This is a genomic window from Actinospineispora acaciae DSM 45401, assembly GCF_000620785.1.
In the GTDB taxonomy this organism is placed as follows: Bacteria; Actinomycetota; Actinomycetes; order Mycobacteriales; family Pseudonocardiaceae; genus Pseudonocardia; species Pseudonocardia acaciae.
In genome coordinates, this window is the sequence record NZ_JIAI01000002.1 from 1435356 (window position 1) to 1458239 (window position 22884).

The following is a 22884-nucleotide window of genomic DNA, read 5'->3' on the forward strand; positions in this document are numbered from 1 at the left end:
TAAGCGCCTCTAAATGAACGTTTAGTTTTACTGAATGATCGGTGGAGAATTGAGAGTTGGGTTCTGGACGTAAGTCTCGGTCAGGATTTTGACAAATGCGTGGGTTGCGGCATGGTCACCACCCGCCGGGTCGGGTAGCGCGCCTCGAACACCGCCGCCACCTGGGCCACCTGCGACGCTCCGATGGCCGCGAAATGGGCAACCCGCAACTCGCCGGCCACGCCGCGCGCGCCGCGAGGTGCGCGTAAACAGCGGCGCGCCGATCTCCACCTCCAGGGCCTGTATCGTCTGGCTCACCGGTCCCGTACTGACGGACAATCGTCCCGCGGTGCGTCCGAAATGCAGTTCCTCGGCCAACACGAGAAATGTCTCGACCTCCCGCGGCTCCACTGCGGGCACCCCCTCGAACCCAGGGCTCGCTCGACTAGCCGCGAGAAACCATTTCGGCGACCGTCGGCCCCAGCTCGGCGGCCCAGTCCGCGTATCCCGAGCTGGACGGATGGAAGCCGTCGGCGGCGAAGAACCGCGCGTGGGAGGGGGCGGTGAACGGCACGTGGCGTACGCCCGCCGTGCGGTCCGCGACCCGGCGCAGGCGACGGTCCATCGCGCGGGCCCGCCGGCCGAAGATCGCGCGGGTCGGCTGAGGCAGGCTGGGGAACATCCCCAGCGGCGGCATCGCCGACAACGCCACGGGGACCGGCGTGCCCACGCACTCCCGTACGGCTGCCACCAGCGCTGCCACCTCACGCTCGAACGTCCGGAGCGAGCGCAGCCGGAGCAGGTCGTTCACGCCGACCGCGACCGACACAGCGTGCGGCGGCTCGTCGTCGCGCAGCCTGGGCACCAGGCGGTGCCGCACCGACGCCGCCGTGGCACCACTGCGCGCGAGCACCCGCCACCGAACCGCACGACCGGTGTGCCTGGCCACCTCGGCGGCGAGGTAGCCGGGCAGCGCCGCTTCGTGCCGCTGCGCGCCCACCCCGGCCGCCGTGGAGTCGCCGATGACCGCGATTCGCAACGGTGCGCCGTCGCCGCGAGCGGTTCCCTCGGTGGGGCCGCCGGCCTCGGGCAGTCGAGGGACGGTCGCTCGGATCCTCCTGCCCTGCCAGGCCAGTATCGGTACGAACAGGTAGATCACGACATCCTCCAGATGGATAGTGTAAGTATCTATTATAGATAGCTACAGTATCCATCTGTCCACGCGTTGCGCGTCACAGCTCCAGCGCGCTGACCGCTGTGTCAGGAGGAGACGGTGACTCCGCCGTCGGGGCGATCGGTGGACAGGCTGAGATCGGTCCACGTGTCGATGTCGTTCTGGACGCGCCGGCGTCCGGCGGTGACCAGGCGCAGGGCGTCCGAGCCGAGCAGCAGGTGCACGGGTGGGGTGTCGGCGTCGAGCACGGTGAGGATGGCCCGGCCGGCGCGGTCGGGATCGCCGATCCCCTGGCCGGCCAGGGCCTGGCGGCGGGCGCGGATCGGGTCGAACAGCTCGTCGTAGTCGGGGACGCCGCGTGGCGCGCGGGCCAGCGACCGGCCCGCCCAGTCGGTCGCGAACGCGCCGGGGGCCACCGCGGTCACCCGCACCCCGAACTGCGCGACCTCCTGTGCGAGCCCCTCGGTGATGCCCTCCATCGCGTGCTTGCTGCCCTCGTAGAACGACAGGCCGGGGAACGTGGTCATCCCGCCCATCGAGGTGATCACGAAGATGTGGCCGGCGCGCCGCTCGCGCATGCCGGGCAGCACCGCCTTCATGGTCGCCACCGTGCCGAACACGTTGACCTCGAACTGGCGGCGCAGGTCGGCCATCGGGGACTCCTCGAAGGTGCCCTCGACGCCGTAGCCGGCGTTGGCCACGAGCACCTCGATCGGGCCCAACGCGGCTTCGGCGGCGCGGACGGTCGGCTCGATCCGGTCGGAGTCGGTCAGGTCGAGGATGAAGGCCCGGGCGCGTTCGGCGTCCAGGGACTGGAACGCGGCCGCGTGCCGCTCGGTGCGCACCGTGCCGGCCACCCGGTGTCCGGCCGCCAGCGCCCGCCGGGCGATCGCCAGCCCGAGCCCCGTGCTGACACCGGTGACCAGGAACGTCTTGCTCATCAGGGTTTTCCTTTCGGTGACGGCCTGTTCAGGCCGTGATGGAGTGCCGCCGGGCGCGCGGGTGCGCACGGCGATATCGACTCGTGTCCGGGTGATAGGGGGTGGCTGGATGCCCGCTGGGGCCGATCAGGAGCCGGCGTCAGCGCTCCGGGGCGCCGCGGCCGAGGGCTCGCTTCCCCAGCTGGCGAGCAGCCGTAGGCGCTCCTCGCTGGGGGACCCGGTCGGGGCCGAGTAGACCAGCATCGCCAGGCTCGGGTCGGCGACCGGGGTGAAGATCTCGAACTCCAGCTCGAGGTCACCGACGATGTGGTGGTGTATCCGTTTGCTGCCGGTGCTGCGTTCGTGGACGCGCTGCTCGGACCACCACGCCGGGAACTCCGGTGAGCGGACCATCAGCTCGCCGATCAGGTTGGTGATGCGCTGGTTGCGGGGCTGGTCCGCGGCGGCCAGCCGCAGCACGTGGACGTGGTCACGGGCCACCCGCTCCCAGTCGCGCCAGACCAGGCGCGCGCCGGGGTCCAGCAGCGTCCAGCGGACCATGTTGCGCTCCCGGCGGGGCAGCGCGGCGAGATCGGGGAACACCAGCGCCCACAGCGCGTTCCCGGCGACGATCTCGAGATTGCTGTCGCGGACGTAGGCGGGGCACAACTCCAACGACTCCAGCACCCGCCGCATCGCCGGCCGCGGCCGCGCCGAGTGCTCGCCGCGCCCCCGCGCCCCGGACACGGCGCCGGCGAGGGTGAACAGGTGCCGTCGCTCGACGTCGTCCAGCCGCAGGGCGTCGGACAGGGCGAGCAGCACCTGCTCGGAGGGATGTCCGGCGCGGCCTTGTTCGAGCCGGGTGTAGTACTCGACGCTCACCCCGGCCAACCGGGCGACCTCGCCGCGCCGCAGGCCGGCGACGCGGCGACCGACACCGAGCTCGACCGGAAGCCCGATCTCCTCCGGTGTGAGTCCGGCGCGGCGGGCGCGGAGGAAGTCGCCCAGTTCCTTGTTGGCCATGCCTCCAGTCTGAGCGCGCCGCCCTCACCCGCCAACGGGGTAGGTGGCCCCGCGAGGACCACCCAGGCAGAGCCGCGGATCGGGCGTTGCCGGCGCCGACATCGGCCGTCGTGTGGAGGGTGGCTCCAACTTTCGTCGAACACCGCCGCCACCGCGCGCCGATGTTGGGGGCGGGCGCGGGCGGGGAGGGTCTCGGCCATGAACAACGGGTCGGCGGCGATGGGACCGCGCCCAACCGGTCGGCGGTTGCGTGCGTCATTGACGGGGAGCCCGTTGGATCGATGAGGGGATGAGGATGAGGAAGCGCGGAGGGACCTGGACCGGGGCCGTGGTTCTCGTGACGCTGCTCGCGGCCGGGTGCGGCGGCGCCGCCCAGGACGGCGGGCCGTCACCGGCCGGGGGGCCGCCGACCCCGGCGCCCGACCCGCTCGAGCAGGTCGTGGCCGCCTCCGAGGCCACGCTGTCGGCGAGGTCGGCGCGCTTCACCATGAAGGTCGACGTGACGGGCGGCGGCAACACCTTGACCGTCCTCACGGGGGCCGGCGGCATGGACTACACGGCCCACGTCGCCGACATGGAGATGTCCGTGGTCCGCGACCCGAGCACGCCGCCTCAGAGGGTGCGGAGCGTCATGATCGGCAACCTGCTGTACCAGCGGCCGGCCGGGCAGGACCGTTGGTTCGTCCTGGATGCCGCCGCCGTCGGCCAGGCGCAGAGCGACCCGGCCGAGCAGATCAGGCAGTTCCGCACCAGGGCGAGGGACGTGCGGGATCTCGGCGTCGCCGAGGTCAACGGCAAGGCCATGCGGCATTACGAGCTCACGTTGTCGACCCCGCCGATGCGGGTCGGCGCCGGGGCGCAGGCGCCGACCGTCGACGCGCACGCCGATCTGTACCTCGACGATCAGGGCCGTTTCGCCCGGCTCCTGACGCGGACGTCGACGCCGACGCCGAACCAGGTGGCGCTGATGACGATGGACCTCTCCGACTACGGCAGCCCGGTCTCGGTCCAGGCGCCCGACCCTCGGCTCGTCGAGTCGATGCCGCGCTGACACCGAGCCAGCCGTCGCGTCGGCCGCCATCCGTTGAGGAGTACCGAGTGCGCAACGATCAGAGCCCGCGGGGCACCGGGGCCGTCGCCGGGCTGCGTTCCGGGGACCCGGCGTCGATTGGGCCGTTTCAGCTGGTCGGGCGGCTGGGCGTGGGTGGTATGGGGCAGGTGTTCCTTGGCCGGGGCGGTGGTGGCCGGCTGGTCGCGGTCAAGGTGATCCATGGCGCGCATGTGGGGGTTCCGGAGTTCCGGCGCCGGTTCGCCAGGGAGATCGAGGTGGCCGGGCGGGTGCGTGCTCCGTGGACGGTCGCGCTGGTCGATGCCGATCCCGATGCGCGGCGTCCGTGGCTGGCGACCGAGTACGTGCCCGGCCCGTCCCTGGCCCGGGCGGTGTCCGAGGCGGGCCCGCTGCCGGAGCGGGCGGTCGGGGTGCTGGCCAGCCGGCTGGCCGATGCGCTGGCCGGGCTGCATTCCGCCGGGTTGGTGCACCGGGACGTGAAGCCTTCGAACGTGATGCTGGGCATGGACGGCCCTCGGCTGCTGGACTTCGGGATCGCTCGCGCGGTGGATGCGAGCCGGATCACCCGCACCGGTTTGGCGGTCGGCACTCCCGCGTTCATGTCGCCGGAGCAGGCCGGGGGCGCGGAGGGTGGGCCGGCCTCGGACGTGTTCTCGTTGGCTTCGGTGCTGACCTTCGCCGCAACCGGGCGCGGGCCGTTCGGCACCGGCGGCAACCCGGTCGCCGTGTTGATGAAGGTCACCCGCGGTGAACCGGAGCTGACCGGGCTACCGGCGGCGCTGCGCGGCGAACTGGCTGGCTGCCTGCGCAAGGACCCGGCCGAGCGGCCGAGCTCGCGTCAGCTCGCGGCCGTGCTCGCGCACTGGAGCACATCCGCGCCGGCCGCCTGGCCGCCTCCGGTCGTCGCCCGGCTGACCGCCGCGCCGCCCGCGCCGCCCGCGCAGCCCGATCTGCCGCCCGCCGTGCCGATCCAGGCCCCGCCGGACGGTCGGTCGTCCAGCCCGGCCAGGGGCCGGCGGTCGCTCGGCGATGTTCCCGCCGGGCTCACCCCGACCAGCACCGCGCTGCGCTCGCTGACCCGGCTGTTCCGCACCGGTCGCCGGCAGCCGGCGGGCGTGCTCGCCCTGCTGGTGCTGCCGCTCGTGGTCGGGCTGGTCCTGGTTGCGCTGGTGCCGACCGTGTGGTCCGGACATGGCGCGCGGCGAGCGCCCGACGGGCCGGCGCCGACCGGCCCGGGCAGCCCCCCGCCACCGGTGCGCGCGGTCTCGCTCGGCACCCCGAGCCCGCTGCCGGGGCCGGACTACGTTCTCGACCTGGCGGTGGACCCGAAGCGGGGGGTGTTCGTACTGGACGCCGGCGCCGTCACGGTGCTCGACCCGGCCTCGCTGGCGGTGCGCAACCGGTTCTCGGTGCCCAACCTCCCGACCAAGCTGTACCTGACCCATGCCGGTGAGCTGTACGGAGTGGATCCGGGGCGCGTCGAGGCCATCGGGCCCGACGGCGCCTCGCTCGGGCAGTTCGCGGTACCGGATGACGGACTCTTCCGGGCCAGCGCGCTGAGCCAGGACGGCGGCCGGCTGGTCCTGCTCGGCCAAACCGGACACGTCGTGCTGGCGGTCAACCTGACGACCCGGACCTGGATGCGGTTCGAGGTGCCGTCGAGCGACGTCGACGACGTCGTGCTGAGCCCCGACGGGGGCGCCGCGTACCTGGCCAGGACGCTGGACTCGGTCTGGCGGCTGGACCTGACCACCGGGCAGGTCGCCGAGGTGCCGGCGGCGCTGCGCGCCAGGCACCTCGCGGCTTCGGCGGACGGCAACGAGCTGTACGCGGAGTCGGCGGGCCTGATCACGACGCTGAACGCACGGACGGGGGAATTCGTCCGGCGGGTCGCGGTGCCGGGCCTCATCGACGCGATGTGTGCGCTGCCCGGCGGGCAGCTCGCGCTCGACGATGCCCGCGACCGCACCCTGAAGGTGATCAACCCGGTTACCGGCGCCGTGCTGGCCACCGCGCCGACGACCGGCTACCTCACCCCCGGCGGCCTGAGTACCGACGGGCGGCGGCTGTACCGGAAGCACGACCACTCCGCCGTCGACGTCATCCCGATGACCGAACACTGAGCACAGGGGAGAGCGTGATGGAACCGCTGCGAGCGGACGATCCGGAAGGTGCCGGGCCCTACCGTTTCCTCGGGGTGCTCGGCTCCGGCGGGATGGGCCGGGTCTACCTCGGCGGTGACCGGAACGGGAAGCTGGCCGCGGTCAAGGTGGTGCACGACGAGCTGGCCGAGGACCCGGGGTTCCGTGCCCGGTTCGCCCGCGAGGTGGAGGTGGCGAGTGCGGTGGGTGCGGTGGGCATCTGCGCGGTGCTCGCCGCCGATCCCGAGGCCGACAGGCCATGGCTGGCCACGGAGTACGTGCCGGGGCCCTCGTTGGAGCAGGCGGTCGAGCGGGCCGGTCCGCTGGCCGCCGACCCGCTGCGGGTCCTTGCCGCCGGGTTGGTCGGGGCGCTGGCCGGGCTGCACGCCGCCGGGCTGGTGCACCGGGATGTGAAGCCGTCGAACGTGATGCTGTCCGCCGACGGGCCCCGGCTGATCGACTTCGGGATCGCGCGCGCCGTGGACGCCGCCCCGATCACCCGCACCGGGGCGTTGCCGGGCACCCCCGCCTACATGTCGCCGGAGCAGGCCGGCGATGTGGAGCCCGGTACCGCCTCGGACATCTTCTCGCTGGCCTCGGTGCTGGTGTTCGCGGCAACCGGGCACGGCCCGTTCGGCTCGACCGCGCACCCGGTGGCGATGTTGCTGCGGATCGCGGGCGACGAGCCGAACCTCGACGGCGTCCCCGACGCGCTCGCGCCGGTGCTGCGCCGGTGCCTGGCGAAGGAACCGGCGTCGCGGCCGAGCGCCGCCGAGCTGGTCACCGAGCTGCCGGCGAGTGCCGAGCGGCTCGCCGGCTGGCCGCCCGAGGTGGTCGGGGCGCACACCGAACGGTTGCCCCACGTCGCCGCGTCACGGCCGTCGGGGGACGGGGACCGGACCAGGCCGGTGGACCCCTCGGCGGAGACCACCCATGCCGTCGAGACCGTGCTGGTGCCGGCCGAGGTCGGGCACCGCATGCGCAACCGGGGGTTGTGGCTGGGCCTGGGCGGCGCGGTGGTGGCGGCGGCCGTGGCGGGGGCGATGGTGTTCTCCGGCGGGTACCCCGGCGACGTCGCCCGGCCGACCCAGCCCGCGTTCGACACCCCGGCCGCGCTCAGCGCCGCGATCGATGCGCAGGTGCGCAAGGCGGGCACCCTCAAGTCCGCCGGCACGGTGCACCTGGCACTCGGCGACATCCCGACGACCATGCGGTACGACGCTCAGCTGCGCATCGACGGCGACCACGCCTGGTACGCGATCAGCTCGAAGGCCCACAGCGACCCAACCCACCGGCCCGGTGGAACCGCGCTGTCCGCGACCGACACCGACGGCGGGACCGTGGCGCTGCCCGGGCACCTGTGGACGCGCAACGCGCCCGCCGCCGGGGCGGGCACGCAGTGGACCGACTATCCGTTCGACTCGACCAAGGCCACCGACCGGCGGATGAGGAGCACCGTCGAGAACTCGGCCTGGCGGTACGTGAACCCGCTCAGCCGGGACGTGCCGGCGGCGACGCTGGTCGGCAGCGACGACGAGCAGCTGGACGGGGTGGCCACCACGCGGTACACGCTGCGGGTGGATCCGGCCGTGCTCACGCAGCTGGCCCAGGACCCCGCCTGGCGGCCGGGCGGGCCGGTGTCCGCCGACCCGGCGACGACCGGGAGCTACACGCTCTGGCTGGACCGACAGAACCGGCTGGTGCGGTTCCGCTCCGACCGGCCGGCCGGGTCGGCGTGGATGCTGCCGATGACGCAGGACGTCCGGTTCTCCGGCTGGGGCGAGCCGGTGCTGATCAGCCCACCGCCCGCCGACCAGGTGACGTCCAGCCCCGGCCCTCCGTGATGGGGTGTGAAGCCTCGCGTCCTGTCGCCGTTGGGCTCGACGCTCCACAACAGCCTTGAGGTGCGTGTCCCTCGGCGACAGGTACGATTGTTCCGGTACCGGGAGCGAACCGGTGCCCGAGGAACACCGGCCCGGCCAGGACCGAATCGGATCTGGGCCGGCGTCTGGCCCGCGGAGACGTGGACGGCTCCCACCGTGATCGGTGTGCCGGAGCGGCCGCTGTTCCGGCACATGACCCGAGGAGCCACAGGTTCACACCCTGTGCCCGCTCTGACGAAATGCCACGTCAGGTGCCCGATCGCCGACTGGGGATCGGGCTTCGACCGTATGGAGGCAGGAGTAGTTCGTGGCTCGAGGTGACCGGCGCCCACGGCGCGCACATCGCACCGCCCGTGGACCGCAACGCCGTACCCGCGACCGGGACGACGGCGGCATCATCCCGATGCTCGCCCGCACCGCGCGCGACGTCGAGGCGGCAGCGCAGCGCGGCCGCATGCTGCCATCGGACCGGACGAAGTTCCAGGTCATCGCGTTCCTGGCACGCCAGGAACGAGCCAGGGTGCGGGCCGAGGTGAACGGCGACGCCCGCCGGTCCGGGATGCTCAAGCGCCTCGACGGGATCGCGCTGATCCTCGCGCAGATCGCCACCCGTGACACGTCGTTGCTCGCGCTGCTCGCCGAGGACGCCGTGATGCCCGACGCGGCCAGGTCACTCATGCGGAACCTGCTCGAGGACGCCGGAGTCGAGCCGGCCCTGGTCGAGGTCACGTCCCCGGAGTCGTCGGAGTCGTCGGAGTCGTCGGCCGCGCCCGCCGCGGCCGAACGGCAGGTGGTGCCGAGGGCGGTCGTCTCGCGCCAGTTGGCCAACCCCTTCCTCGCCCCGGACTTCTCGGCCGCCAGGCCGAGCGCCGCCCCGCCACGCCGGCTGGCCACCTGGGAGCTGCTCGGGCCGCTGTTCAGCTCGTTCGAACGGGCCGGCGCGGGAGCGCCGCAGGGCATGGCGCTGCCGGCGCCGTCGTTCCCGCACGCGCCGGGCGGTCGCGAGTTGATGCCCCACCAGGGGCAGGTGGTGGCCGCGGCCGCCGCCGGGCACCGGAGCTTCCTGCTCGCCGACGAACCGGGCCTGGGCAAAACGGCTCAGGCGCTGCTCGCCGCGAAGGCGGCGGACGCCTACCCGCTGCTCGCGGTCGTGCCGAACGTTGTCAAGACCAACTGGGTCCGCGAGGCCGAGCTCTGGACCCCCAACCGGTCGGCCACCGCGATTCACGGCAACGGCGACACGATGGACGGCTTCGCCGACATCGTCGTCGTCAACTACGAGGTGCTCGACCGCCACCTGGGTTGGATCGGCGACCTGGGCTTCCGCGGCATGGTCATCGACGAGGCGCACTTCATCAAGAACAAGACCTCCCAGCGCTCCCAGCACGTGCTGCGGCTCTCCGAGCGCATCCGGTCCCGCGTCGCCCGGCCCCTCCTGATGGCCCTGACCGGGACCCCGCTGATCAACGACATCGAGGACTTCCGGGCGATCTGGCAGTTCCTCGGCTGGATCGACGACACGAAACCGCTCGCCGCGCTGATGCACGCGCTCGAGGACACCGGCCTGACCCCGGCCGACCCCGGGTTCTACCCCCGCGCGCGCCAGTGCGTGGTCGACCTCGGCATCGTCCGTCGCCGCAAGGTCGACGTCGCCGCCGACATCCCGGCCCGACGGATCGCCGACCTCCCCGTCGAGCTCGACCAGAAGGTCGGCCGGTCGATCCGCAAGGCCGAGCAGGACCTCGCCCGCCGCATGGTGGCGCAGTACGAGAGCGCACTCGCCCGCCGCGAGTCCGGCCCCGTCGTCGAGGGGATCGACCACGACCTCGTGCGCAGGATCGCCACCCGGGAACGGAAGGAGGCGACCAACGCCGAAGGCGGCGAGAACGTGTTCGCCATGATGCGGCGCATCGGCCGGGCAAAGGCCGTCCTCGCCGCCGACTACGCGATCCAGCTCGCGCACAGCGCCGGCAAGGTTGTCTTCTTCGCCAAGCACGTCGACGTGATGGACGCCGCCGAGGAGACCATCGCCAAGGCCGGGATCAGGTTCTCATCGATCCGAGGCGACCAGGCGCGGACGGTGCGGCAGAAGCAGATCGACGCCTTCGTGAACGATCCCGACGTCGCAATCGCGGTCTGTTCACTGACCGCGGCCGGGGTCGGCATCAACCTGCAGGTCGCCTCCAACATCGTGCTCGCCGAGCTCTCATGGACCGACGCCGAGCAGACCCAGGCCATCGACCGCAGCCACCGCATCGGCCAGACCGAGCCCGTCACCGCCTGGCGCATCATCGCCGCCCAGACCATCGACGCGAGGATCGCCGAGCTGATCGACAGCAAGGCCGGGCTCGCGGCACGGGCGCTGGACGGTTCGGAGGACGAGGCGCCGTCCTCGGCGGACGTGCAGTTGGAGGCCCTGGTGGCCCTGTTGACCGACGCGTTGGGCGCTACCCCGCCGGCGAGGTTGGCGACGTAGAACGCGATTGCGTCCTCGTGTCCGGTGCGGCGGGCCACCCGCCGCAAGTTGTCAGCGGAACGTCAGGTGGCGGGGCAGCCGCGAACGACATCCGGACCACACAATGGGTGGACCAGCACCGGCAAATCCGCGGACTGGCCAAACCCGAGGAAGCGCAGTGGTCACGCGAGATGTCAACCAGCGGCAACGGCAGCCCGGCATCGAGCAGTTGCTCAGCGTCCGGCAGCGAGCCGATCGCGCCGCGATCGTCGTGACGGTGGTCGGCGAGGTGGACCTGTCCACGGTGGGACGCCTGCGCGCCGGGGTCGGCGCCGCCCTGGCGGCGGCCGGTGGGGGATGTGTGGTGGTGGACCTGCGATCGGTCAGGTTCCTCGGCGCGGTGGGCCTGGCCGCGTTGGCGGACGCGGCGGCGCGAGCCGGTGAGCAGGGCGCGGTGCTGCGGGTTGTGGTCGACGAGCCCTGTCCGGTGATCCGCCTGCTGCGAATCACCGGTCTGGATCAGGTGCTTGCCCTGTGCACCAGCGTCTCGGACGGCGTGGCCAGCTGAGCGGATCTCGCCGTGGTCATCCCGGTGCCGACCCAGACGGCGGTGGCCACCGGAGCCTCGCCGAGCTGTCGGTTGCCTGACGATCGCCGGCGTGGTTCGCGCTCGCGGGGGCGACCTGACGAGTGTCTGACGATTCGGCCTATGTTGGGCCTCGGCGGTGGGACGGAGGCGGCCCGCCGCGGTACAACGGCGGTCGCGGCGGGCGAGTGCGGGTCATCACCGTCGCTGCCGTCGGGAGTTGTGTGCCTTCCGTGGCGGCCCGCGGCGTGCCCCCGGCGCCGAGGGCCGCTCGCGGGGCGGTGGTTTCGATCCCTCCCGCACTCGCCCGCCGTCCTGCGCCGGTTCGCCGAGGGGACACCGGGATCGGGCTGGCCGATCCGTTCGGGCGGGATGGCGAGTGCCGGGTCGGTGGCGAGGAGAGCGGGGTATGGCAGCGGACGGCGGCCCGGGTGGGCCGGTGCGGGAGCGGCCGAGGATTCTGCTGGTGGAAGACGATCCTCGGATACGTGACGCGCTCGGTCTGGCGCTGGACGACGAGGGTTTCGATGTCGTTCCGGCACCGTCCGGGGAGCAGGCGATGGTCCTGGCCGAGCAGTACCTGGTGGATGTGGTGTTGCTCGACCTGATGCTGCCCGGCCTGGACGGGCTGAGCGTGTGCCGGCTGTTGCGTTCGGCCGGTGACCTGCCGATCATCATCATCACCGCCCGCTCGGACACCGCCGACGTGATCGCCGGGCTGGAGGCCGGCGCCGATGACTACGTCACCAAGCCGCTGGTCGCGGCCGAGCTCGCGGCCCGGATCCGGGCGTTGCGCCGGCGCCGGCGCCGCCCGGACGCCGTGGCGTCGGTGTCCTGTCTGAGGATTGGCGAGGTCGAGATCCTGCCCGAGGAAGGCGTGGTGCGCCGCGCTGGCACCGAGGTACACCTGACCCGCACCGAGTTTCGGCTGCTCGTCGAGCTGGCCGCCGCGGGCGGGCGGATCGTGACCCGGGAGGAGCTGCTGCAGCGGGTGTGGGGCTACGACTACTACGGCGACACCCGGTTGTTGGACGTGCACGTCCGGCGGCTGCGACGCAAGATCGAAGCCAACCCGGACGACCCGTGCCTGGTGCTCACCGTGCGCGGTGCCGGCTACAAGTCGGCGCCGCCGACCCCTCGGTGAGTGCCGGCTCGCGGTGGCGTGAGCGGCTGCGCCGGGGGCCGCTGCCGCTGCGCTGGCGGGTCGCGGTCGCCTTCGCCGTGGTGTCCGCCGTGGTCGCCGCGCTGTTCGCGCTGGTGACCTTCAGGCTCGCGGCCAACTACATGTTCGACCAGCGCGAGCAGAGCGCACTGCGCCAGGCCAGCGTGAACGAGCGGCTGGTGCGCGACTCGCTGGCCTCCCGCGCGCCGGGCCAGCTCGGTGACCTGCTCACCGGGCTGTCCGGCAACCCCGACACCACCATCGCGCTGTGGACGGCCGGGTCGTGGCTCGTTCGGGGCCGCCACGTCGAACCCGGCGCGCTGCCCGCCGGTATCCACGAGCTGCTCGGCGCCCGACACGCCGGCAGCCAACGCGCCGCGGTCGGCGGCATCCCCACCCTCGCCGTGGTGCTGCCCATCGAAGGAACCGCCTCGATGTACGTCGAGCTGTTCCCGCTGGTGGAGCTGGAGCAGATCGTCGGCTTCCTACGCGTCGTGCTGGTCGCCGGGGTCGCCACCAGCACCGTCCTCGGTTTCGGCCTGGGCCGCTGGGCCTCCCGGCGCGCCCTGCGCCCGCTCACCGAGCTGACCGTCGCGGCCGGACGGGTCGCGCGAGGTGACCTGCGTGCCCGGCTGCCCGAGCACGCGGACGCCGACCTCGCGCCGCTGGCCGCGTCGTTTAACCGCACCGCCGGCGACCTCGAGCGGCGGGTACGCCGCGACGCCCGGTTCGCCGCGGATGTCAGCCACGAGCTCCGCTCACCGCTGACCACCATGCTCAACGCGGTCGCCGTCCTGCGCCGCCGCCGAGGCGAGCTGCCCCCGGCCGGCCGGCAAGCCGTCGACCTACTGGCCGCCGACGTGCGGCGTTTTCACCGCATGGTCATCGACCTGCTCGAGATCTCCCGCGGCGACGCGGGCGCTGACGACCGCGAACTGGAGACCTGTGACCTGGCCGAACTGGTCCGGCACGCCCTCGCCCAGCGATCCGACACGCCGGTCCACGTCGACAACCCCCCGCCGACGGTGCTGGCCGACCGGCGCCGTCTCGACCGGGTGGTGGCGAACCTGCTCGACAACGCCCGGCACCACGGCGGCGGCACCGTCCGCGTCGCGATCCGCAACGTTCCCGGCCACGTGCGTCTCGAGGTCGACGACGCGGGCCCCGGAGTCCCGCCCGAGCTGCGCGAGGAGATCTTCGAGCGCTTCACCCGAGGACACCGAGCAGGCGACCGGGGCCACGACACCGACGACACCGGCAGCGGCCTCGGGCTCGCCCTGGTCGCCCAGCACGTCCACCGCCACGGCGGCACCACCTGGGTCGAGGACCGACCCGGCGGCGGCGCACGATTCATCGTCGAGCTCCCCACCCACCCCCGGCCCTGACCCGGCCGCGTCCCCGTTTCGCGGAGGAAAGTTGACGTCGGTTCCGTAGGTGAGCTCGGCGACAAACCCGTCGGGCACGCCGGCGAGGATCTTGTTCAGCAGCCAGAGAAGAGCCGCTTGGCCTGGCGGGTCATCGCGCTCGCCGCGCGCCGTGGCCGCTCGGGTTCCACGGCCGCGGCCGAGGCCACCAGGCGGGCACCGCGCGACGGTAGGTCTCGTACTCGGCGCCGAACTGCCGGAGCAGCGTGGGTTCCTCGTACCAGCGGACGAACGCGGCCGGGACCGCCCACGCGATGGCGGCGTAAACCAGCAGGCCGACGCTCGCGAACAGCAGAGCCTGACCGAGGATGACCAGCACGAGCCCGAAGTACATCGGGTTGCGGAGGTAGCGGTTGAACCCGGAGACCACCAGCCGTTGAGTCGGCGCGAGTGGCATCGGGGTACCGCCGGCCTTGACGAACTCGACGAACGCCGCCACCGGCGGCACCAGGCCGACACAGATCAGCCCGACGCCGATGACCTGTGCCACCATCCAGTACGGCCAGGGCTGGTGCGGCTCCCAGCGCGTGATCAGCCACGGGATCAGCCCGACCACGGTTCCCGGTGCCACGACGAAAAACGCCGCGCTGCCCAGCGCCGCCCTCGATCTGCGCATCACGTCCGGTCGCCTTCCGTCACGGTGGGTGACCTCGCTTTCGAGGCCGATGTCGGCGGCTCGGAGGTCCCCACGGCCTGGACGAAGGCCGCCGCGAACGTTGCGCACGCCTCGTCCAAGCTGGGCTTCTCCGGCCCGACGTGCCGGGTGATGAGCGGGCCGGAGAGGAGGTGCAGCAGGAGCGGACCGAGTAGCTGATGGAGGAGCAGCGCGATCGGCAGGCGCCGGATACGCCCGGCCGCGATCTCGGCCGACAACCAGCCGCCGATGCTGCCGAGCGCCCGGGGAAAGAACCGTTGGACGAGTTGCCCCGCTGCCCCGTCCGGGCGGGCGAATGCATCCGCCAACATCATCGGCGCCACCCTGGGCTCTCGGCTCAGGCCGGTGGCGAACGCCCGATATATGCCGTACACGGTCTGTTCGAGGCCGTGGCCGGGCTGTTCGAGGAGCGCTTCGATGTCGAACAACGGCGTGTAGCTCTCGTAGACGGCGCTCAGCAGCCCGTCGCGCCCGGCGAAGGTGGCGTACAGGCCGTGCACCGAACAGCCGGCCGCGCTCGCCGCCGCCTCCAAGGTCATCGCCGCCACGCCCTGCTCGCTGATCAGCCGCGCGGCCGCGTCGACCGCGCGGCGGCGCACCGGGACCCGGCCACCCGGATCGACCCCGGCCGCGCGTACCGCCTCTTCCAGCGCCCGCCGCGAACCGCCCAGCCGTCGCACCAGCGTGCTGCGCGAGCGAGCCGCCTGGACCCCGATCATGTCTGGCGTGGGATGGGCGGTGGGGAGCCCAGGTCTCGGCTTCCCAGCGGCACGATCTGCCCGATGACCAGGCCATAGACGAGCGCACCCGCGATGGCCACCGCGCCGGCCACCGCCAGCGGCACGGCGTACGACCCGCCGGTCGCGTCCAGTAGCACGCCGATGACGATGGGGCTGGCCAGGCCGGCGGCGTTCGAGGCGAAGCCCTGGATGCCGGCGAGCGAGGCGACGTTGCCCGGCGCGGGGGCGACGTCGGCGGGCAGCGCCCACAGGCTCGACGCGGCGAAGGTCAGCGCGCAGTACGAGATCGTCAGCAGGGTGAGTGCGGTGGCCGCGTTGGGCGCCTCGCCCGCGAAGACGATGACGGAGGCGAGCACCAGGCCGCTGATCAAGGGGACTTTCCGGGCATAGGACACGCTGTGCCCTCGGCGGATCAGCCGCCCCTGGAGCAGGCCGCCGACCCACTGCGCGGGTATCGCGAGCAGCGCCGGCAACATGCCGAAGATCCCGAGCTTGAGCAGGTCGAAGCCGCGCGCATCCACCAGGTAGGAGGGGAACCAGGTGATGAAGAAGTAGAGGACGAACGACAGGCAGAAGAACCCGAGCACCATCCCCCATGTCGTGCGATAGCGGAAGAGATGGTGCCAGGGGAGGGCGGCGCGTTCATGCTCGCCGTCGTCCGGTTGGCCGTCCCGGATGAGGGCCTTCTCCTGCTCGGAGACCCCGGGGTGCTCGTCGGGGTCCCGGTACAGGCGCAGCCACACGGCGACGAAGACGAATCCGAGCAGGCCCGCGGCCACGAACGAGCCACGCCAGCCGATGACCGCGATGAGCGCCGCGATGATCGGTAGGGACAGCGCGGTGCCGGCCCTGGCGCCGCTGTCGAAGATGGACGCCGCGAGGCCACGTTCGTGGACGGGGAACCACCGCGACACGACCTTCGCGCCGGATGGGTAGCTGGGCGACTCGCCGACGCCGAGCAGCAGCCGCAGCAGGATGAGCACCAGGAAGCCGGTGGCCGCCCCCATGAGCATGGTCGCCACCGACCAGGCCGCCACCGCAATCGCGAGCATCCGGCGGGGGCCGAACCGGTCGACGAGCCAGCCCGAGGGAAACTGCATCAGCGCATAGGTCCAGAAGAAGGCTCCCAGCAGAATGCCGGATGACGTCTTCGACAGACCCAGCTCACCCGACATGTACGGGAGAGCGACACCGAGATTGGCCCGATCGAGATAGTTGATCGACGTCGCGATGAAGACCATACCGATGATCGTCCAGCGGGTGCCGCCGGCTCGACGCGTTCCTTGTGATGAGCCGGTGTTCTTGGGAATTGGCGTTTCAGTCATGCATGCTCCTGCACTGATGCGCGGTCCTGGACAATGCGGACCGCGCCTGCGAGTGGGAGAAAGCTCGAGCTCGACGCTGATGGCTCAGCGGGCGAGCCAGCCTCCGTCGACAACGAGCACGTGACCGTGCACGTACGCCGCGGCGGGCGAGGCGAGGAACACCGCCGCGCCGGCGATGTCCTCGGGGTCGGCCCAGCGGCCGGCCGGGATGCGGGCGCTGATCTCGCCTGCGCGCCGTGGGTCGGCGCGCAGGTCCTCCGTCGTGGCCGTGGCAACGTAGCCCGGAGCGATGGCGTTGACGTTGACGCCCCGCCCGGCCCACTCGTTGGCCAGGGCCTTGGTGAGCCCGACGATCGCGTGCTTACTGGCGGTGTAGGAGGAGACGAACACACCGCCCTGGAAACTCAGCAACGACGCGATGTTGATGATGTTCCCATACCCGCGCTCGAGCATCCCGCGTCCGGCCGCACGAGAGAGCTCGAACGCGGCATGCAGGTTCACCTCGATGACGTCGTGCCAGTCCTCGTTGGTGAACTCATCGGCGGGTGAGCGGCGGATCAGACCCGCGTTGTTGACGAGAATGTCGACGCTGTTCCCGTCGAACGCCTCCTTGATGCGGGAGAGCCGATCCTGTCGGCCGAGGTCGAGCCGCAGGCAGTCGACCTTGCTGCCCATCTCGGCGGCGCCGACGGCCGTGGCATCCAGGTTTTCCTGTTCGGACAACAGGATAAGGTCGGCTCCGGCGGCCGCCAGTGCGAGGCTGATCGCGCGCCCGATCCCGGTTCCGGCACCGGTGACCAGCGCGGTGCGGCCGCACAGGGCGAACGGTGACGACGCCGAAGCGTCCGCCCACCGCGCGGGGTGATGCGCGACGTCCATCAGAAGTCGATCGCGGCAAGCGGGAGGCCCTGCTCGGCGCAGTAGTCGTGGTAGCGCCGCCGTTTGGTCTCGACGGTTTCCACGAACATCACCCGGTTGTCCTCGTCGAGGTACTCCAGCGGACCGTGGATCGAGAAGAGCGTCACCATTTCTTCCTCGCCGAGGACTTCGAGCGTATGCACATCGCCGGGGGCTTCGAATACGAAGTCACCGGCGCGCGCGACCCAGTCGTGTTCGAGGTAGTGCCAACTGCCGGAGAGGAGAAAGCCCTCGACGGCCCCGAGATGCCGATGACGGCTCACCCGGCCCGCGCGCCGCACCCGCAACAGGTTGACCCACTCTCCCGTTGCAAGGTTGAGCCGGAGCGGCTTGAACTCGATCCCGTCACCCTGGGGCACCCAGGGCAGCCGCTCGGCCTCGACCAGGAGATCAGACGTCATTGTCTCGGTCATAGAGGTTTCCCTTCACCGGGTCGGCCTCCGGCGCGCCGCCGAAAGCCGCGTGCGTGACGACGCTAAGCCGCCGTTTTCCGGGTGTGAAGCGCGGTTCGGTGATGCAGCTATTCGACTCTCTGATCGGGTCCTGCCCAGGGCTCGCCGGCCGGCTCGGTGCCCGAGGGCAGCGGGCTGGACCCGAGCTGCCGGAACAGGGTTCGCGCGGCGGGGGTCAGCGGACGGGATGCGTCCCAGTAGGCCGCGACGCGGCGCACGCGGCCTCCCGCCAGCCGGCGGACCGAGACACCACCGGTGTCGGAGATCTGGGCGGCCAGCGCGTTGGTCAGGCCCACACCGAGGTTCGCCCGTACCAGGGCCATCAGCGTCTGCGGCTGGTTGGTGGCCTGGACGGGTTCGAGCTCGAAGCCACACTCACGGAACGCCCGGTACGACTCGAACCCGACCGCCTCCGGGTCCCTGAGCCGTCCGATCGTGATCAGCGGGTACTCCGCGACCTGGGCGACCGTCAGCGGTTCCGCCAGCTCGGCGAGGGGGTGTCGGGACGGGTGCAGCACCACGAGCGGCTCCCGCCACAGCACCTGGCACCGCAGTGACTTCGAGGCCGGGGCCGGAGCCATCGGTCGCAGGCACACGTCGACCCGCCCGCTCATCAGCGCATCGTCGAGTTCCAGTGTCGAGTGCTCGGCCAGCACCACCTGGACATCGGGACTCGTCCGCGCGAGCTCGGTGAGCAGGGCCGGTACGAACGCGGCGCTCGCGCTGGGGTAGCTGCCGAGCGTCACCACGCCCCGCGCGGACCCGCGCCGGGCCGCCATCGCGGCTTCCGCGGAGTCGAGCTCGCGCAGGATCGTCCGGGCGTGCTCCGCCAGCGCGGCTCCGGCCTCGGTCAGGGCGACGGGACGTTTGCGCCGGTCGAACAGTATGACCCCGGCTTCCCGCTCGAGCGCCCCCACGTGCATGCTCACCCTCGGCTGCGACCGGTGCGTCACCTCCGCCGCGGCACCGAAACTCCCGGTGTCGACGACGGCCAGGAAGGACACCAACCACTCGAGCCGCACGTCCGGCTTCAGCACGAGCTCATTGTCCTGTCATGACGTGAGCGCAGCCATCGATCGCCCCTCGCCGTTGCCGTTCCACCACCAGGCCGAGATGAGCCTGCCGCCCCCGACCGGGAAAGGTGATCTGCGTCGGGCTGAACTACCGCAACCACATCCTCGAGTTGGACCGTGAGCTGCCACGTCACCCGACCCTGTTCACCAGGTACGCCGAGTCCCTCATCGGCGCCACCGACCCGATCGCGAATCCCGCGGAGACCGACGAGCTCGACTGGGAGGCCGAACTCGCCATCGTCATCGGCGCCGCGGTGCGGCGCGCGAAGGGGGCGACATCAAAGAGGCCCTGAACAGGGCGAATCTCGCCCGCTTGTAGAGGAGCTACGACGGCGTGTGCCTGGAACTGATGAACGACCCCGAGGCCAACGCGGTGGATGCGAGCATCCCCCCGCCCGGAGAGGTAGTGCGGGCGTCCGAGGGGGAGTAGAACACCGCTTTGTGGCACACCCGCGCAAGCAGGTGTTCAATGCGGGGAAGCCGAGCGGCTTGGTGAACGAGGAAGCGCCGCGCGGGTTGGTGCCCTCGGCAGGGCACGACACAGCCGGTCCCGGTCTGTGACCAGCGGATATCGTCCTCGTTGCGGGCATGTCGTGCCGCCCGGCGTGGTGGGATGGCCTAGGCCGTGTTCTGTAGGTCTGTGCACAGCCACAACACGATCGAGGCGGTGATGATCTCGGCGCGGTTGTAGGCGGCGCGTTTGGCGTAGCGGGTGGCAAGGTCGCGGAACTGCTTGAGCCGGTTGAAACAGCGCTCGACCACTTTGCCGTGGTCCAGGTCCGTAGCCGTTCGTGCGCGGTCTTCCACGGCCCGCGACCGCAGGCAGCAGCGGTTCGATCCGCGCCCAGGCTTTGTCGGTCAGCTCTCCACGCCCCACCACCCGGGCATGATCAACTGGTGCGGGTCACAACCCCTACAGGACACGCGCTAGAAGCCGGATCCGCTTCCTTCGCCGCAACCGAGGCGGTGACCGCGACCTCAAACGAGCCCTCGCGCGCCGCTCTACCCGCGGACGCACACCGCGACGCGACCACCCACGCCTGCGATGTCATGGCGGCTGACCAGCGTATTGAGTAGTCGGAGTCCGTCGTCGCTGTGCGTCCAGCACAACTCGGACGCTGTCGCGAAACAAACATGTTGCCGATCGCATCAGGTTCTGTTTCAATTTGGCGACCAGGAGTCGAGGGGTGGGATTGATGAGGGTGGGTGTGGCGCCGTGGCCCGAGGCGTTCGCCGCGCGGTACCGCGAGCGCGATCTGTGGCGCGGGGTGCCGCTGGGCGTCGCGTTCGCCGAGCGGGCCGAACGGACTCCGTCGAGGGTTGCTCTCGTCGATGGTGAGCAGAGTTGGCGTTACGGGGATCTTGCCGAGGCGGTGGACCTGCTCGCCGAGCGGCTGGCCCGCCATCACGGCCCGGGCGAGGCTCTGCTGGTCCAGTTGCCGAACGTGGCGGAGTTCGTGGTCCTCACGTTGGCCTGCTTTCGGGTCGGTGTGGTGCCGGTGATGGCGCTGCCCCAGCACCGACGGGGGGAGATCGGCTATCTGCTGGCCCATTCGGAGGCCTCGGGTTGGGCGGTGTCGGCGGAGTTCCGGGGTGGCGCGCATCTGGAACTGGTGACCGAGCTGGCCGCGGGCGCGCCCGCGTTGCGCCAGGTGTGGGTGCAGGGCGGGTCGGGCGGGGACGGCTGTTGCGATCTGTCTGCCGCATGCCGGCGCGGTGGCGACCTCGCGGCGGCCCGCTCGGTGATCTCGCGGCGTTCCCCGGGCGGCTCGGATGCGGCGGTGCTGTTGTTGTCCGGGGGCACGACCGGGCGGGCGAAGCTCATCGCGCGCTCCCATGACGACTACGCGCTGAACGCACGGCTCACCGCGAGCGCCTGCGAGGTGGGCGAGGACACCGTGTACCTGGTGGCCCTGCCGGCGGCCCACAACTTCGCGCTGGCCTGTCCGGGGATCCTGGGGGTGCTGCTGTCCGGGGGGACGGTGGTGCTCAGCGACAGCCCAGCTCCGGAGAAGGCATTCGGGCTCATCGAGCGGCATCGGGCAACGCACACGGCGGTGGTCCCGGCGGTCGCGCACCGGTGGGCGGAGCACGCGGGCGGCGGCGGTCATGACCTGTCGAGCCTGCGCAGCGTGGCGGTGGGTGGGTCGCGCCTGGCGCCGGCGTTGGCGCGGCGGCTGGAGTCCAGCCTGGGTGCACGGGTGCAGCAGGGCTTCGGGATGGCCGAAGGGTTGATCAACTACACCCGGCTGGACGACCCGGACGAGGTGCGTTGGGAGACACAGGGTAGGCCGGTGTGCCCGGCGGACGAGGTGCGCATCGTCGACGAACTGGACCGGGACGTGCCCGGCGGCGCGGTCGGTGAGCTGCTGACCCGAGGCCCGTACACCATCCGAGGCTACTTCCGCGCGCCGGAGCACAACGCGGCATCGTTCACCCGCGATGGCTGGTACCGCACCGGTGACCTGGTGCGCTGGCATCCGACGGGGAACCTGGTGGTCGAGGGGCGTCGCAAGGACGTCATCAATCGCGGCGGGGAGAAGGTCTCGGCCGAGGAGGTCGAGGAGCTCGCTCTCGGACATCCCGATGTCGCGCGCGCGGCGGCGGTGGCCGCGCCCGATCCGGTTCTGGGCGAGCGGGTGTGCCTGTACGTGGTGCCGCGCGGTGCCGTCGAGCTGACCGTTCAGGTTCTGCGCGAGCACATGACCGACGCCGGCGCGGCCGGCTACAAGCTCCCGGAGCTGCTGCACACGGTGCCGGAGCTGCCGGTCACGAACGTCGGCAAGATCGATAAGAACGCGTTGCGCGCCGACGCGGCAGCCCGGGCGCGCGGCTCCCGACCGGATGTGGAGAAGTGATGGTTTCCCAGGCCGATCCCGGCTATGACGTGATCCACCAGCTCTGCGCCGCCCCGTTGTGGAGGTACTACGGCAACCTGTTCACGGCCGAGCCACGCGGCGACGCGGTGCCCTTCCTGTGGCGCTACGCCGAGCTGCGCCCGCACCTGCTGCACTTCGCCGAGGAGCTGTCCATGGAGGAGGCGGAGCGGCGAGTGCTGATGTTGGTCAACCCCGGCATGCCGGACCCGCCCGCCACGGTGGCCACGCTGTACGCGGGGATCCAAGTGATCATGCCGGGCGAGACGGCTCAGGCGCACCGGCACACGGCCAACGCGTTCCGGTTCGTCATCGAGGGCAACGGCGCGCACACCACGGTGGACGGGGAACGGGTCACCATGCGCCCCGGTGACCTGCTCCTCACCCCGGGCTGGCGTTGGCACGATCACCATCACCGTGGCGAAGGCCCGATGATTTGGCTCGACGCGCTTGACTATCCGCTGGTCAATGCGCTGGGCGCGGGTTTCTTCGAGCTCCACGGCCAGCGCTCGCAGAAGACCACGATGCCCGACGACCTCTCCACCCGGCAGTTCACCCATGGCCATCTGGTGCCGGCCTGGAGCATGGACCGGACGGTGAGCTCGCCGGTGGGGAACTACCCGTGGGAGCAGACCCGGCGCGCGTTCGAGTCGATCGCCGACGACGCCGAGGGCAGCGCCACCGACGGGGTGATCCTGGAGTACACCAACCCGTGGACCGGTGGCCCCGTGCTGCCCACCATGGCATGCCGGGTGCAGCGGTTGCGGCCCGGTTTCCACGGCGAGGCGGTCCGGCGCACGTCGAGCTCGATCCACCACGTGATCCGGGGCACCGGCGCCGTGGTGGCCGACGGGAAACGGCTGGACTGGCACGACAAGGACGTCTTCGCCCTGCCCGGCTGGACCACCCGCGAACTGATCAACACCAGCGGAACCGAGGACGCGATCGTGTTCTCCTACAGCAACGAACCGGTGTTGCGCGCACTCGGCATGTACCGCGAGGAATCCGTCGAGCGGCAGGGGTGACGAG

20 protein-coding genes and 2 pseudogenes are annotated in these 22884 nt (G+C 71.6%); 10 read left to right on the top strand and 12 right to left on the bottom strand.

Going from position 1 to position 22884, the window contains the following annotated elements; translation table 11 throughout:
* Positions 1-80 precede the first annotated feature (80 nt).
* The 5 genes and pseudogenes from N912_RS65750 to N912_RS0116630 form a co-directional block, all read right to left on the bottom strand.
* Positions 81-221, bottom strand: a complete 141-nt coding sequence (locus N912_RS65750; RefSeq protein WP_245645314.1) for a hypothetical protein — start codon at positions 219-221, stop codon at positions 81-83.
* Between the two features lie 64 nt (positions 222-285).
* A pseudogene (locus N912_RS66770) lies at positions 286-399 on the bottom strand (LysR family transcriptional regulator); the annotation flags it as partial.
* Between the two features lie 25 nt (positions 400-424).
* The gene (locus tag N912_RS0116620; protein ID WP_051580252.1) at positions 425-1138 is read right to left on the bottom strand and encodes an SGNH/GDSL hydrolase family protein; all 714 of its coding nucleotides are present in this window, start codon (positions 1136-1138) and stop codon (positions 425-427) included.
* A 101-nt stretch (positions 1139-1239) separates the two neighbouring features.
* The gene (locus N912_RS0116625) at positions 1240-2094 is read right to left on the bottom strand and encodes an oxidoreductase (RefSeq protein ID WP_028923304.1); all 855 of its coding nucleotides are present in this window, start codon (positions 2092-2094) and stop codon (positions 1240-1242) included.
* 126 nt (positions 2095-2220) lie between these two features.
* Positions 2221-3096 carry a helix-turn-helix transcriptional regulator gene (locus N912_RS0116630; protein ID WP_028923305.1) on the bottom strand — a complete coding sequence of 292 codons (876 nt, stop codon included), beginning with the start codon at positions 3094-3096 and terminating at the stop codon, positions 2221-2223.
* 295 nt (positions 3097-3391) lie between these two features.
* On the opposite strand from N912_RS0116630, the gene N912_RS0116635 reads away from it, so the two are divergent.
* The 7 genes from N912_RS0116635 to N912_RS0116665 all read left to right on the top strand — a co-directional run bounded on the left by N912_RS0116635 (position 3392) and on the right by N912_RS0116665 (position 13777).
* Positions 3392-4147, top strand: coding sequence for an SCO4651 family lipoprotein (locus tag N912_RS0116635; protein WP_156993619.1), 756 nt, complete (start codon positions 3392-3394; stop codon positions 4145-4147).
* A 47-nt stretch (positions 4148-4194) separates the two neighbouring features.
* On the top strand, positions 4195-6288 hold the full coding sequence (locus N912_RS60395) for a serine/threonine-protein kinase (protein ID WP_051580253.1): 2094 nt from the start codon (positions 4195-4197) through the stop codon (positions 6286-6288).
* Positions 6289-6305: 17 nt separating this feature from the next.
* Positions 6306-8150 (top strand): serine/threonine-protein kinase, encoded by a 1845-nt coding sequence (locus N912_RS60400; RefSeq protein ID WP_051580254.1) that lies wholly within the window; start codon positions 6306-6308, stop codon positions 8148-8150.
* A 346-nt stretch (positions 8151-8496) separates the two neighbouring features.
* Positions 8497-10665, top strand: a complete 2169-nt coding sequence (locus N912_RS0116650) for a DEAD/DEAH box helicase (RefSeq protein WP_028923307.1) — start codon at positions 8497-8499, stop codon at positions 10663-10665.
* Between the two features lie 157 nt (positions 10666-10822).
* A complete protein-coding gene (locus N912_RS60405) occupies positions 10823-11212 on the top strand; it encodes an anti-sigma factor antagonist (protein ID WP_051580255.1) in 390 nt (129 codons plus the stop codon).
* A gap of 427 nt (positions 11213-11639) precedes the next feature.
* Positions 11640-12374: a response regulator transcription factor gene (locus tag N912_RS0116660; protein WP_156993621.1), complete on the top strand. Its 735-nt coding sequence runs from the start codon at positions 11640-11642 to the stop codon at positions 12372-12374.
* Positions 12371-13777, top strand: a complete 1407-nt coding sequence (locus N912_RS0116665) for a sensor histidine kinase (RefSeq protein WP_245645300.1) — start codon at positions 12371-12373, stop codon at positions 13775-13777. Before N912_RS0116660 ends, N912_RS0116665 begins: the two co-directional genes overlap by 4 nt.
* Positions 13778-13907: 130 nt before the next feature.
* Here the strand turns inward: N912_RS0116665 and N912_RS0116670 are convergent, their stop codons facing one another.
* The 6 genes from N912_RS0116670 to N912_RS52440 form a co-directional block, all read right to left on the bottom strand.
* Complete coding sequence (locus N912_RS0116670) at positions 13908-14432, bottom strand: methyltransferase family protein (RefSeq protein ID WP_211261251.1); 525 nt, start codon at positions 14430-14432, stop codon at positions 13908-13910.
* On the bottom strand, positions 14432-15190 hold the full coding sequence (locus N912_RS52435) for a TetR/AcrR family transcriptional regulator (protein WP_064745264.1): 759 nt from the start codon (positions 15188-15190) through the stop codon (positions 14432-14434). The genes N912_RS0116670 and N912_RS52435 overlap by 1 nt, the downstream gene beginning before the upstream one ends.
* Entirely contained in the window at positions 15187-16536 is a 1350-nt protein-coding gene (locus N912_RS0116680) for an MFS transporter (protein ID WP_064745265.1), read from the bottom strand. Before N912_RS0116680 ends, N912_RS52435 begins: the two co-directional genes overlap by 4 nt.
* Positions 16537-16620: 84 nt before the next feature.
* Positions 16621-17415 (bottom strand): SDR family oxidoreductase, encoded by a 795-nt coding sequence (locus N912_RS0116685; RefSeq protein WP_051580257.1) that lies wholly within the window; start codon positions 17413-17415, stop codon positions 16621-16623.
* The gene (locus N912_RS0116690; protein WP_028923313.1) at positions 17415-17867 is read right to left on the bottom strand and encodes a 2,4'-dihydroxyacetophenone dioxygenase family protein; all 453 of its coding nucleotides are present in this window, start codon (positions 17865-17867) and stop codon (positions 17415-17417) included. Before N912_RS0116690 ends, N912_RS0116685 begins: the two co-directional genes overlap by 1 nt.
* 107 nt (positions 17868-17974) lie before the next feature.
* Positions 17975-18943 carry a LysR family transcriptional regulator gene (locus N912_RS52440; RefSeq protein WP_051580258.1) on the bottom strand — a complete coding sequence of 323 codons (969 nt, stop codon included), beginning with the start codon at positions 18941-18943 and terminating at the stop codon, positions 17975-17977.
* Positions 18944-19032: 89 nt separating this feature from the next.
* Here N912_RS52440 and N912_RS0116700 point away from each other — a divergent pair.
* Positions 19033-19245 (top strand): annotated as a pseudogene (locus N912_RS0116700) (fumarylacetoacetate hydrolase family protein); the annotation flags it as partial.
* A 352-nt stretch (positions 19246-19597) separates the two neighbouring features.
* Here N912_RS0116700 and N912_RS60410 read toward each other — a convergent pair.
* Entirely contained in the window at positions 19598-19786 is a 189-nt protein-coding gene (locus N912_RS60410) for a transposase (protein WP_084210907.1), read from the bottom strand.
* Positions 19787-20175: 389 nt separating this feature from the next.
* On the opposite strand from N912_RS60410, the gene N912_RS52445 reads away from it, so the two are divergent.
* Positions 20176-21837, top strand: coding sequence for a (2,3-dihydroxybenzoyl)adenylate synthase (locus N912_RS52445; RefSeq protein ID WP_037064494.1), 1662 nt, complete (start codon positions 20176-20178; stop codon positions 21835-21837).
* Positions 21837-22880: a cupin domain-containing protein gene (locus tag N912_RS0116715; protein WP_037064495.1), complete on the top strand. Its 1044-nt coding sequence runs from the start codon at positions 21837-21839 to the stop codon at positions 22878-22880. Before N912_RS52445 ends, N912_RS0116715 begins: the two co-directional genes overlap by 1 nt.
* The last annotated feature ends 4 nt before the right edge of the window (positions 22881-22884 follow it).

Coding starts and splice junctions, on each gene's coding strand:
- N912_RS0116625 (WP_028923304.1), bottom strand. CDS start 2,094: ATGAGCAAGACGTTCCTGGTCACCGGTGTCAGCACGGGGCTCGGGCTG.
- N912_RS0116630 (WP_028923305.1), bottom strand. CDS start 3,096: ATGGCCAACAAGGAACTGGGCGACTTCCTCCGCGCCCGCCGCGCCGGA.
- N912_RS0116635 (WP_156993619.1), top strand. CDS start 3,392: ATGAGGAAGCGCGGAGGGACCTGGACCGGGGCCGTGGTTCTCGTGACG.
- N912_RS60400 (WP_051580254.1), top strand. CDS start 6,306: ATGGAACCGCTGCGAGCGGACGATCCGGAAGGTGCCGGGCCCTACCGT.
- N912_RS0116660 (WP_156993621.1), top strand. CDS start 11,640: ATGGCAGCGGACGGCGGCCCGGGTGGGCCGGTGCGGGAGCGGCCGAGG.
- N912_RS0116670 (WP_211261251.1), bottom strand. CDS start 14,432: ATGCGCAGATCGAGGGCGGCGCTGGGCAGCGCGGCGTTTTTCGTCGTG.
- N912_RS52435 (WP_064745264.1), bottom strand. CDS start 15,190: ATGATCGGGGTCCAGGCGGCTCGCTCGCGCAGCACGCTGGTGCGACGG.
- N912_RS0116680 (WP_064745265.1), bottom strand. CDS start 16,536: ATGACTGAAACGCCAATTCCCAAGAACACCGGCTCATCACAAGGAACG.
- N912_RS0116685 (WP_051580257.1), bottom strand. CDS start 17,415: ATGGACGTCGCGCATCACCCCGCGCGGTGGGCGGACGCTTCGGCGTCG.
- N912_RS0116690 (WP_028923313.1), bottom strand. CDS start 17,867: ATGACCGAGACAATGACGTCTGATCTCCTGGTCGAGGCCGAGCGGCTG.
- N912_RS52445 (WP_037064494.1), top strand. CDS start 20,176: ATGAGGGTGGGTGTGGCGCCGTGGCCCGAGGCGTTCGCCGCGCGGTAC.
- N912_RS0116715 (WP_037064495.1), top strand. CDS start 21,837: ATGGTTTCCCAGGCCGATCCCGGCTATGACGTGATCCACCAGCTCTGC.